We start from the raw sequence: 11411 nt of genomic DNA on the forward strand, positions 1-11411 counted from the left end.
ACCATGTATTTATGCGTGGTTTGTAGTGAACAGGTGAATACGTTAATGATGAGGTTTGTGAATGCCCCGCAGCACCTGGTTCAGCGCATTACTGTTGTTCGTCGCCCTTTGGGTTCCCGTAAGTCAGGCAGATACCGGTTGGCAGCCTTTAGCTGAAACCATCCGTAAAAGCGATAAAGATACCCGTCAGTATCAGGCCGTGCGCCTTGATAACGGCATGGTTGTGCTGCTGGTATCCGATCCTCAGGCCGTGAAATCCCTTTCTGCACTGGTAGTCCCCGTGGGCTCGCTGGAAGATCCGGACGATCATCAGGGGCTGGCGCACTATCTCGAACACATGTGCCTGATGGGCTCGAAAAAATACCCGCAGCCGGACAGCCTGGCTGAATTTCTGAAAATGCACGGCGGTAGCCACAATGCCAGCACTGCGCCTTATCGTACGGCCTTCTATCTTGAAGTCGAAAACGACGCGTTGGTGGGGGCGGTGGATCGCCTGGCGGATGCTATTGCCGATCCATTGTTGGATAAAAAATATGCCGACCGTGAGCGTAACGCGGTTAACTCCGAGCTGACGCTGGCGCGTACCCGAGACGGGATGCGTATGGCGCAGGTGAGCGCTGAGACTATCAACCCGGCGCACCCTGGCTCGCGTTTCTCTGGCGGGAATCTAGAGACATTAAGCGACAAACCGGGCAACCCGGTGGTACAGGCGTTACAAAAATTTCATGAAAAGTACTACTCCGCGAACCTGATGAAGGCGGTGATTTATAGCAATAAACCGCTGCCAGAGCTGGCGCGGATAGCGGCTGACACCTTTGGGCGCGTGCCGAACAGAAATATCGAAAAGCCTGAAATTACCGTACCGGTCGTCACTGACGCGCAAAAGGGCATCATCATCCACTATGTTCCGGCAATGCCGCGTAAAGTATTGCGCGTCGAGTTTCGTATCGATAACAACAGCGCGCAGTTCCGCAGTAAAACCGATGAGCTGGTGACCTACCTGATTGGCAATCGTAGTCCGGGCACATTGTCTGACTGGCTGCAAAAGCAGGGTCTGGTTGAAGGTATTCGCGCAGACTCCGATCCGGTGGTCAACGGAAACAGCGGCGTGTTAGCCATTTCCGCGACGTTAACCGACAAGGGGCTGGCGAATCGCGATGAAGTTGTCGCGGCAATCTTTAGCTACCTCAATTTGTTACGCGAGAAAGGCGTCGATAAACGCTATTTTGACGAGCTGGCGCATGTGCTGGATCTCGATTTCCGTTATCCCTCCATCACCCGTGATATGGACTACGTGGAATGGCTGGCTGATACCATGATCCGCGTTCCCGTCGAGCATACGCTGGATGCGGTGAATATTGCTGACCAGTACGATGCGAAAGCTGTTGAGCAACGTCTGGCAATGATGACGCCGCAGAATGCACGTATCTGGTATATCAGCGCGAAAGAGCCGCATAATAAAACCGCTTATTTTGTCGATGCGCCTTACCAGGTGGATAAAATCAGCGACAAAACCTTTGCCGACTGGCAGCAAAAAGCACAGGGCATTGCGCTGTCGTTACCGGAGGTGAACCCCTACATTCCGGATGATTTCACGCTGATTAAGACGGATAAAAAATACGCTCATCCGGAGCTGATTGTTGATGAGCCGGATTTACGCGTGGTGTATACCCCGAGCCAGTATTTTGCCAGCGAGCCGAAGGCTGACGTCAGCGTGATCCTGCGTAACCCGAAAGCCATGGACAGCGCCCGCAACCAGGTCTTATTCGCACTTAACGATTACCTGGCGGGGATTGCGCTCGATCAGTTAAGTAACCAGGCATCGGTAGGTGGAATTGGTTTCTCTACCAACGCTAACAATGGGTTGATGCTTAACGCCAACGGCTACACCCAACGTTTGCCGCAGCTTTTTCAGGCGCTGCTGAGCGGCTATTTCAGCTATACCTCAACGGATGAACAATTGGAACAGGCGAAATCCTGGTATGCCCAGATGATGGATTCCGCAGAAAAGGGTAAAGCCTACGATCAGGCTATTATGCCGGTGCAGATGCTTTCTCAGGTGCCTTATTTTTCACGTGATGAGCGCCGTCAGTTGCTGCCTTCCATCACCCTGAAAGAGGTGATGACCTACCGCGACGCCTTAAAAACCGGTGCGCGACCTGAATTCCTGGTCATTGGTAATATGAGCGAAGCTCAGACAACGAGCATGGCGCGGGATATCCAAAAACAGCTTGGTGCGAACGGGTCACAGTGGTGTCGCAACAAAGATGTGGTTGTGGACAAGAAGCAGTCCGTCATCTTTGAAAAAGCAGGCAGCAGCACGGATTCAGCACTGGCGGCGGTATTTGTGCCAACCGGATACGATGAATACGGCAGTTCAGCCTACAGCGCCATGTTGGGGCAGATTGTTCAGCCGTGGTTCTACAATCAGCTGCGTACTGAAGAGCAGTTAGGTTACGCCGTATTTGCTTTCCCGATGAGCGTTGGCCGTCAGTGGGGAATGGGGTTCCTGCTGCAAAGCAGTGATAAGCAGCCGTCTTACCTCTGGGAGCGTTATAAAGCGTTCTTCCCGACGGCGGAAGCGAAGCTGCGGGCGATGAAACCTGAAGAGTTCGCGCAAATTCAGCAGGCGATTATTGCGCAAATGCTGCAGGCGCCGCAAACGCTGGGGGCAGAAGCCTCACAGTTAAGCAAAGATTTTGATCGCGGCAATATGCGCTTCGATTCACGTGATAAAATAGTGGCTCAGATTAAACTGCTGACGCCGCAAAAACTTGCCGACTTCTTCCATCAGGCGGTGGTTGAGCCGCAAGGCATGGCGATATTGTCACAGGTTTCCGGCAGTCAGAACGGGCAAGCAGAATATGTGCACCCGGAAGGCTGGAAAGTGTGGCAGACCGTCAGCGCGTTGCAGCAAACCTTACCCCTGATGAGTGATAAGAATGAATGATGCCGCTGAGTCCCTTGATCCACTGCGTTTGCCCCTGACGGGCGAGCGTCTGATTGAAGCCTCTGCGGGCACCGGTAAAACCTTTACCATCGCCGCCCTGTATTTACGTTTACTGCTTGGACTGGGCGGCTCTGCCGCCTTTCCTCGTCCTCTGACCGTCGAAGAACTGCTGGTAGTCACCTTCACTGAGGCGGCTACCGAAGAGTTGCGCGGTCGAATTCGTAGCAACATTCATGAACTGCGAATTGCCTGCCTGCGTGAAACCACCGACAACCCGCTATATGCCCGTTTGTTAGACGAAATTGCCGATAAAAAACAGGCCGCTCAGTGGCTGTTATTGGCTGAAAGACAGATGGATGAAGCGGCGGTGTTTACCATCCACGGTTTTTGTCAGCGTATGCTCAGCCTTAACGCCTTTGAGTCTGGCATGCTGTTCGAACAGCAGCTGATAGAAGATGAATCGCTGCTGCGCTATCAGGCCTGCGCGGACTTCTGGCGTCGGCACTGCTACCCGCTGCCCCGCGACATTGCGCAGGTGGTTTTTGAAACGTGGAAAGGACCGCAGGCGCTGCTGAGAGATATCGATCGCTATCTGCAAGGGGAAGCACCGGTTATCAAGGCTCCTCCGCCCGATGACGAAACGCTGGCCTCCCGGCATGAACAAATTCTTGCACGCATTAACCAGATCAAGCAGCAATGGCGTGATTCTGTTGATGAGCTGGATGGTCTGCTGGAAGCCTCCGGGATCGACCGGCGTAAATTTAATCGCGCTAACCAGGGTAAGTGGATCGAAAAGATCAGCGCGTGGGCGCAGGAAGAAACTCAAAGCTATCAGCTGCCTGATGCGTTGGAGAAATTCTCCCAGCGCTTTTTAGAAGAGCGAACCAAAGCGGGCGGGATAACTCCTCAGCACCCGCTTTTCGTCGCTATTGATGAACTGCTTAGCGAACCGTTAACCCTGCGCGATCTGGTGATCACCCGGGCGCTGGCGGAGATCCGCGCGGCGGTTGCCGAAGAGAAACGCCGCCGCGGCGAGCTGGGTTTTGACGATATGCTCAGCCGTCTGGATGCGGCGTTGCGCAGTGAAAGCGGCGATGCGCTGGCGACGGCTATTCGCACCCGTTTTCCGGTTGCCATGATCGATGAATTCCAGGATACCGATCCGCAGCAGTACCGTATTTTTCGTCGGATCTGGCAGCATCAGCCGGATACCGCACTTCTGCTGATTGGCGATCCAAAACAGGCGATTTACGCGTTTCGCGGCGCGGATATCTTCACCTATATGAAGGCGCGCAGCGAAGTCAGCGCACACTATACGCTCGATACTAACTGGCGTTCGGCCCCTGGCATGGTCAATAGCGTGAATACGCTTTTCAGCCAGATGGACGACGCCTTTATGTTCCGCGAAATTCCCTTCAGCCCGGTAAAATTCGCAGAAAAAAACCAGTCGCTTCAGTTTGTTTTACACGGTGAAACGCAGCCAGCCATGAGTATGTGGCTGATGGAAGGGGAAAGCTGTGGCGTAGGCGACTATCAGAACTACATGGCGCAGGTGTGCGCCACGCAAATTCGCGACTGGCTTAAGGCCGGACATTCTGGCGCTGCGCAACTGGTCAGTGGCAAAGCATCCAGCCCGGTACGCGCGTCGGACATCAGCGTACTGGTACGTAGCCGCCAGGAAGCGGCGCTGGTCCGCGATGCGCTGACGCAACTGACCATTCCCTCCGTCTACCTCTCTAACCGTGACAGCGTATTTGAAACGCTGGAAGCGCAGGAGTTGCTGTGGGTGCTGCAGGCGGTGATGACGCCGGAGCGTGAGAACACGCTGCGTAGCGCGCTGGCGACCTCGATGATGGGGTTGAATGCGCAGGATCTTGAAGCGTTAAATAACGACGAAAATGCCTGGGATGCGGTGGTCGAGGAGTTCGATGGTTATCGTCAGATCTGGCATAAACGCGGCGTGATGCCGATGCTGCGCGCGCTGATGGCTGCGCGCCAGATTGCGGAGAACCTGCTGGCGACGGCGGGGGGCGAACGTCGACTGACCGACATTTTACATATCAGCGAACTGTTGCAGGAAGCGGGCTCGCAGCTGGAAAGCGAGCATGCGCTGGTGCGCTGGTTGTCCCAGCATATTCGTGAACCCGACAGCAATGCGTCCAGTCAGCAGCTCAGGCTCGAAAGCGACAAGCATTTGGTTAAAATCGTCACCATCCATAAATCGAAAGGGCTGGAATATCCGCTGGTCTGGCTGCCATTTATCACCAATTTCCGCGTCCAGGATCAGGCTTTCTACCACGATCGCAGCTCCTTTGAAGCGGTGCTGGATCTCAGCGATGCCGAGGAGAGCGTTGAGCTGGCAGAAGCGGAACGTCTGGCGGAAGACCTGCGTTTGCTGTATGTCGCGCTAACCCGTTCGGTATGGCACTGCAGCCTTGGCGTTGCGCCGTTGGTACGACGTCGGGGCGATAAAAAAGGGGATACCGATGTGCATCAGAGCGCCCTTGGTCGCCTGTTGCAAAAAGGCGAGCCGATGGATGCCGCGGGTCTGCGTGGCGCGATTGAAGCGCTGTGCTGCGACGATATTGCCTGCCAGATTCCCGCGCAGCCTGACGGCGAACCCTGGCAGGTTGCGCAGTCTGTTAGCCGTGAACTGAGTGCAAAAATACTGCAGCGTACGCCCGGCGATAGCTGGCGCGTGACCAGTTATTCCGGTCTGCAACAGCGTGGACATGGTATTGCGCAGGATCTGATCCCTCGACTGGATATCGATGCCGCAGGCGTCGGTGAGGTTATTGAAGAATCAGGACTCACACCGCATCAGTTCCCGCGCGGCGCTTCGCCGGGTACGTTCTTGCATAGCCTGTTTGAAAATCTCGATTTTACGCAACCGGTGGATCCGCATTGGGTCGAGGAGCAACTGGCGTTGGGCGGTTATGACGCGCACTGGACGCCGGTTTTGACCGAATGGCTGGACGCCATTTTGCAGGCGCCTCTCAACGAGACGGGCGTGAGTTTGAGCCAGCTTTCCGCGCGAGAAAAACAGGTGGAGATGGAGTTTTATCTGCCGATTTCGCAGCCGCTGATTGCCAACCAACTTGATGCGTTGATTCGCCAGTACGATCCGCTCTCGGCGGGGTGCCCTGCGTTGGACTTTATGCAGGTGCGCGGCATGCTAAAAGGCTTTATTGACCTGGTATTCCGCCATCAGGGGCGCTATTACCTGCTCGATTACAAATCGAACTGGCTGGGTGAAGACAGCTCCGCCTATACGCAGCAAGCGATGGCCTCTGCCATGCAGGCGCATCGCTACGACCTGCAGTATCAACTTTATACCCTGGCGCTGCATCGCTACTTGCGCCATCGCATTGCTGATTACGATTATGAACGCCATTTTGGCGGAGTTATCTATCTCTTCCTGCGTGGCGTTGACCGTGAAAATCCGCAGCAGGGAATTTATGCGACCCGACCTGACGGAGAGTTGATCGCTTTGATGGACGAGTTGTTTGCCGGTGTGCCGCTGGAGGAGATGTCATGACAATCCAGAAACGATTACTGGAAGCCGTTGAGCAAAAGCAGCTCCGCCCTCTGGATGCCCAGTTCGCGCTGGCGGTTGCCGGAAATGATAACCCTGCCGTTGCGCTGGCAGCGGCGTTGCTCAGCCGTGAAGCAGGAGAAGGGCACGTCTGCTTACCGCTTTCGCGTCTATCCCGAAGTGAGGACGCCCATCCTCTGTTAAGCGCCTGGCTCGCTGAAGCGGGAGAGCCCGAAAACTGGGCGGAATGCCTGCTGGCCTCCGGGGCGGTAAGCCGTGGCGAGCAGCCCACACCGCTGGTGCTGTACGGCGATCGTTTGTATCTGAACCGGATGTGGCATAACGAACGCGCGGTGGCGCGCTTTTTCGGCGAAGTTAACTACGCCATTGAGGTGGATGAACAACGGCTGACCCACACGCTGGCAGCGCTGTTTCCGCCCGTTGAAGGCGTTAACTGGCAAAAAGTGGCCGCTGCTGTCGCGCTTACCCGTCGTATATCGGTGATCTCCGGCGGACCGGGGACCGGAAAAACAACAACGGTGGCGAGGCTTCTGGCGGCGTTGATTCAGATGGCGGACGGTGAACGCTGTCGTATTCGTCTGGCGGCGCCCACGGGAAAAGCAGCAGCACGTCTGACCGCCTCGCTGGGCGCGGCGTTGCGTGAACTGCCGCTGACCGATGAGCAAAAGAAACGCATTCCCGATGATGCCAGTACGCTGCATCGATTATTAGGCGCTCAGCCTGGTAGCCAACGCTTGCGGCATCATGCAGGAAACCCGCTGCATCTTGACGTGCTGGTAGTGGATGAAGCCTCGATGATCGATTTGCCGATGATGTCGCGCCTTATCGATGCGCTACCGCCACACGGGCGGGTGATTTTTCTGGGCGATCGCGACCAGCTCGCTTCTGTTGAAGCGGGGGCGGTACTGGGGGATATCTGTGCTTTCGTCGGTGATGGTTTTACCCCGGAGCGTGCCCGCCAGCTTAGTCGCCTGACTGAAACCACTATTCCGGCTGGTTCGGGAACTCAGGCGGCTGCTCTGCGCGACAGTTTGTGCCTGCTGCAAAAGAGCTACCGTTTCGGTAGCGATTCCGGAATCGGTCAGTTGGCTGCGGCGATTAATCGTGGTGACAAAGCCGCGATAAAAACGGTCTTCCAGCAGGGATTTGGCGACATTGAAAAACGCGCTCTGCACAGCAGCGAAGATTACGCTGCGATGCTGGAGGAAGCGCTGGCGGGTTATGGTCACTATCTGGATTTACTGCGCGAGCGCGCCGAGCCGGATGCTGTCATTCAGGCCTTCAATGAGTATCAGCTATTGTGTGCCCTGCGGGAAGGTCCGTTTGGCGTGGGTGGTTTGAATGAACGCATTGAGCAGGTGATGGTGCAAAAACGCAAAATTCACCGTTCGACGCATAGCCGCTGGTATGAGGGAAGGCCAGTGATGATCGCGCGCAATGACAGTTCGCTGGGATTATTTAACGGTGATATTGGCATTGCCCTGGATCGTGGGCAGGGTCTGAGGGTGTGGTTTGCGCTGCCGGGCGGTTCTATCAAATCGGTCCAGCCCAGTCGCTTGCCTGAACATGAAACCACCTGGGCAATGACGGTGCACAAATCGCAGGGATCTGAGTTTGACCACGCGGCGTTGATTTTACCCAACCAGCATTCACCTGTGGTGACTCGCGAGCTGGTCTATACCGCCGTTACCCGCGCGCGCCGTCGTTTGTCGCTGTATGCCGATGAGCGGATATTGAGTGGCGCCATTGCCACCCGAACCGAACGCCGCAGCGGATTGTCGGCGTTGTTTAATGATGGCATGATGTAGGCCGGATAAGCGTCAGCGCCATCCGGCTGTGTGCCTGATGGCGACGCTATCGCGTCTGATCAGGCCTACGATCTGCATACCAAAGATGTGCCAGCGAACTTTATGCCGCATCCGGCAACCACGCCTATGCCAAATCCGCCATCAGCACTTTTGACCGCCGCTGATAGTTGTACATCTCTTTTTTGCTTTCCGGCAGCAGGTCGATATCTACCGGCGTGAAGCCTCGCTCCTGAAACCAGTGAATGCTGCGCGTGGTCAGCACGAACAGCTTGCTCAGCCCCATTTGCCGGGCCTGCGCGGCGATCCGTTCCAGCAACACTTCCCCGCGCGACGAGCTACGGTAGTCCGGATGTACCGCTACGCACGCCATTTCGCCAATTCTCTCTTCCGGGAAAGGGTAAAGAGCGGCACAGGCGATAGTCAGGTTATCACGCTGAATAATCGTGAATTTGTCGATCTCCATTTCCAACTGCTCGCGCGAGCGGCGGACCAGAATACCTTGCTGTTCCAGCGGGCGGATAAGCTCCAGAATCCCGCCGATATCGTTAATGGTAGCGCGACGGATCTGCTCGGCGCTTTCCATCACGATCTGCGTACCGATGCCGTCGCGGGAGAACAGTTCTTGCAGCAATGCACCATCTTCCTGATAGCTGATCAGATGGCAGCGGCGTACGCCACTGCGACAGGCTTTCACTGCTCCGCGCAGGAAGCGCACCGTACCGGAGCTGTAATCGCCTTTCTCTTCCTGCAACTCAACGCGAGCCTGAGCTTCGTTAGGAAACAACTCGGAAATAATATCGCCATCATCGTTGGTGACACCCTGAGACGAGCAAAAACCGATCATTTTCTCTGCCTTCAGTTTGATAGCCAGCTGCGTGGCGACCTCTTCTGACGTCAGATTAAAGCTCTCACCAGTGACGGAAACGGCGACTGGGCCCATCAGCACAATCGCGCCGCTATCTAACTGGCGGTGAATGGCATCTTCATCGATGCGACGAATACGCCCGCTATGGCAGTAATCTACGCCGTCATCAACGCCCAGCGGCTGGGAGATAATAAAATTACCGCTGACCACATTGATGTGTGCACCCTGCAATGGCGTATTATTCAGGCTCATCGACAGGCGGGCGGTAATATCAAGCTGAAGTAGCCCCGCAGCCTGTTTGACCAGCTCCAGCGTTTTCGCATCGGTGACGCGCGTGTTTTTGTGGTACACCGGCTCATGATGATGCGCCGCAAGATTGGCATCAATCTGCGGTCGAGCGCCATAGACCACGACCAGGCGGATGCCGAGGCTATGAAGAAGACCAATGTCATTGACGATACTGGAAAAGTTTTCATGCTCGATGGCTTCACCGCCCAGCATAATGACAAACGTTTTTCCCCGATGGGTATTGATATAGGGAACAGAATGGCGGAATCCCTGTACCAGTTCGGTTCTACGCTCCTTCACCACGGCACACCCTCATTGCATGATTATTCGTAATTTGTGTATTTTTATTCTGTTTTGGTTCTGTGCGCAAGCGTAATTTTTACCCATGCTGAAGATTTTTATCAGTAATACCGTGAATATAAAAAGAATGTTTACCCTTTTATAGATGACAGATTATGCGTCATTCGCTAAAGTTTCCGGTCAATTCGGACGTTTTACGTATTACCTCTAAAAAGATTTCTTTTGCTCGGGAGAAGCATGTCGGGATCCAACTCAGCAATCAGTCGCCGCCGTTTACTGAAAGGTGCGGGTGCTATGTGGCTTTTAAGCGTCAGCCAGGTGGGTCTGGCTGCCGCGAGTCAGGTCGTTGCCGTACGTATCTGGCCTGCGTCCAGCTATACCCGCGTCACGGTAGAATCTAACCGTCTGCTGAAATACAAACAGTTTGCCCTGAGTAATCCTGAGCGTGTGGTTGTGGATATTGAAGACGTTAATTTGAATTCGGTGCTCAAGGGCATGGGAGCGCAGATTCGTCCTGACGATCCGTATATTAAGTCGGCGCGCGTTGGCCAGTTTGATCCAAAGACCGTACGGATGGTGTTCGAGCTGAAACAGAATGTGAAGCCGCAACTTTTTGCCCTGGCACCGGTGGCGGGCTTTAAAGAACGTCTGGTGATGGATCTCTATCCCGCGAATGCCCAGGACGTTCAGGACCCGCTGCTGGCATTGCTGGAAGATTACAACAGGGGCGATCTGGATAAACAGGTACCGCCTGCGCAGAGTGGCCCACAGCCGGGCAAAGCGGGACGCGATCGCCCCATTGTCATTATGTTGGATCCGGGCCACGGCGGGGAAGACTCCGGTGCGGTGGGGAAATACAAGACGCGTGAAAAAGATGTGGTACTGCAGATTGCCCGCCGTCTGCGAGCTCTCATAGAGAAAGAGGGCAACATGAAGGTCTTTATGACGCGAAATGAAGATATTTTCATTCCGCTTAAAGTCCGTGTGGCAAAAGCGCAGAAGCAGCGCGCAGACCTGTTTGTCTCTATTCACGCCGATGCCTTTACCAGTCGACAACCCAGCGGTTCTTCGGTGTTTGCGCTCTCGACCAAAGGCGCGACCAGTACCGCAGCGAAATATCTGGCGCAGACCCAGAACGCCTCGGATCTCATTGGTGGCGTCAGTAAGAGCGGTGACCGTTACGTCGACCACACCATGTTTGACATGGTGCAGTCGCTGACCATCGCCGACAGCCTGAAGTTTGGTAAGGCGGTATTGAATAAGCTTGGTAAAATCAACAACCTGCATAAGAACCAAGTTGAACAGGCCGGGTTTGCGGTACTGAAAGCGCCGGATATCCCGTCCATTCTGGTCGAAACGGCATTTATCAGTAACGTTGAGGAAGAGCGCAAACTCAAAACGGCGACCTTCCAGCAGGAAGTTGCAGAGTCGATTCTGGCAGGGATTAAAGCCTATTTTGCCGATGGGGCGACACTGGCGAGAAGGGGATAACAAAAAAGCGCTGAAAAGCGCTTTTTTTATGGACCGCAGATACAAAAAAACACCCGTCAGGGTGTTCGTAATGTTGGTTGCGGGGGCCGGATTTGAACCGACGACCTTCGGGTTATGAGCCCGACGAGCTACCAGGCTGCTCCACCCCGCGTC

5 protein-coding genes and 1 tRNA gene are annotated in these 11411 nt (G+C 55.0%); 4 read left to right on the forward strand and 2 right to left on the reverse strand.

Annotated elements, in window-relative coordinates; translation table 11 throughout:
* Positions 1-61 precede the first annotated feature (61 nt).
* Genes ptrA through recD form a run of 3 tightly spaced genes read left to right on the forward strand, consistent with a single transcriptional unit; the run spans position 62 to position 8314 of the window.
* Positions 62-2950: a pitrilysin gene (ptrA, locus tag OGX66_RS15525; protein ID WP_088903095.1), complete on the forward strand. Its 2889-nt coding sequence runs from the start codon at positions 62-64 to the stop codon at positions 2948-2950.
* Positions 2943-6488, forward strand: a complete 3546-nt coding sequence (recB, locus tag OGX66_RS15530) for an exodeoxyribonuclease V subunit beta (RefSeq protein WP_088903096.1) — start codon at positions 2943-2945, stop codon at positions 6486-6488. The genes ptrA and recB overlap by 8 nt, the downstream gene beginning before the upstream one ends.
* Positions 6485-8314, forward strand: a complete 1830-nt coding sequence (recD, locus tag OGX66_RS15535; protein ID WP_088903097.1) for an exodeoxyribonuclease V subunit alpha — start codon at positions 6485-6487, stop codon at positions 8312-8314. The genes recB and recD overlap by 4 nt, the downstream gene beginning before the upstream one ends.
* A gap of 124 nt (positions 8315-8438) precedes the next feature.
* Here the strand turns inward: recD and argA are convergent, their stop codons facing one another.
* On the reverse strand, positions 8439-9770 hold the full coding sequence (gene argA, locus OGX66_RS15540) for an amino-acid N-acetyltransferase (protein ID WP_003034012.1): 1332 nt from the start codon (positions 9768-9770) through the stop codon (positions 8439-8441).
* Between the two features lie 234 nt (positions 9771-10004).
* Between argA and amiC the strand changes: the two genes are divergently transcribed.
* The gene (gene amiC / locus OGX66_RS15545; RefSeq protein ID WP_003840937.1) at positions 10005-11258 is read left to right on the forward strand and encodes an N-acetylmuramoyl-L-alanine amidase AmiC; all 1254 of its coding nucleotides are present in this window, start codon (positions 10005-10007) and stop codon (positions 11256-11258) included.
* A gap of 74 nt (positions 11259-11332) precedes the next feature.
* On the opposite strand, the gene OGX66_RS15550 is transcribed toward amiC, so the two are convergent.
* A tRNA-Met gene (locus tag OGX66_RS15550) sits at positions 11333-11409 on the reverse strand.
* Between the last annotated feature and the right edge of the window lie 2 nt (positions 11410-11411).

The organism is Citrobacter sp. Cf072, from assembly GCF_030334485.1.
Taxonomy (GTDB): domain Bacteria; phylum Pseudomonadota; class Gammaproteobacteria; order Enterobacterales; family Enterobacteriaceae; genus Citrobacter; species Citrobacter freundii.